A 289-nucleotide genomic window follows, 5' to 3' on the forward strand; every position below is an offset into this window, starting at 1 on the left:
GATGTCGTAGCCGGCGCCGCCGCTCATGTAGTCGTTGCCGGCGCCGCCGTAGAGATGGTCGTTGCCGTTCTCGCCGTAGAGGTAGTCGTTGCCGTTGCCACCGTAGAGGTAGTCGGCGCCGTCGTAGCCGAGCAGCGTGTCGTTGCCGTTCTCGCCGTAGAGGGTGTCGTTGCCGGTCCAGCCGTCGAGCGTGTCGTTGCCGTCCCAGCCGTACATCGTGTCGTTGCCGGCATCGCCGAAGCCGTAATCGTCGCTGTTGCCGTAGCCGATGAAGTCGATGTAGTCGTTG

The 289-nt window shown here is 64.0% G+C and carries 1 protein-coding gene; it reads right to left on the bottom strand.

All coding sequences use genetic code 11. From position 1 onward, the window contains the following. Nucleotides 1-289 (bottom strand): calcium-binding protein (locus WDW90_RS38920; protein WP_431311226.1); only part of this gene is annotated, 289 nt, incomplete at both ends.

Source organism: Methylobacterium nigriterrae, from assembly GCF_037106235.1.
Lineage (GTDB): Bacteria > Pseudomonadota > Alphaproteobacteria > Rhizobiales > Beijerinckiaceae > Methylobacterium > Methylobacterium nigriterrae.